The 440-nt window shown below is 61.4% G+C and carries 1 pseudogene; it reads left to right on the top strand.

Annotation, left to right across the window (positions count from 1 at the left end):
• Positions 1 to 440, top strand: a pseudogene (locus BN1800_RS39740) (heavy metal translocating P-type ATPase); the annotation flags it as partial.

Consider the following 440-nt stretch of genomic DNA (forward strand, 5'->3'; position numbering starts at 1 on the left):
TCCCACGAAAACACGGTATCGATGACGAAGTTCTAAGTGGCAGCACCTCGGTCGGGGGCGTCTTTGATATCAGGGCTATTCGCCCGGCTTCCGAAAGTACCTACGCCGCGATCATCCGTCTCGTTGAAGCCGCACAAAAGAGCAGGGCGCCGATGGCTCGCCTTGCAGATCGCTACGGGTTGGTATTCCTCGCCGTGAGTGTGTCTCTGGCTCTGGCGGCGTGGTTTCTTTCCAATGATCCGCGCCGGGCCCTTGCGGTTCTCGTCATAGCCACACCCTGTCCGCTGATCCTCGCTGTTCCCGTCGCCATCATGTCGGGTATTTCCCGCTGCGCTGCCATCGGATGCCTCGTGAAGGATGGCGGAGTCCTGGAAGCTTTGAGCCGCGTGCGCGTCGCCATCCTGGACAAGACGGGTACACTCACCCACGGTGCGGCGGCC

Origin of the sequence: Rhizobium sullae, from assembly GCF_900169785.1 — a bacterium.
Classification (GTDB): Bacteria; Pseudomonadota; Alphaproteobacteria; order Rhizobiales; family Rhizobiaceae; genus Rhizobium; species Rhizobium sullae.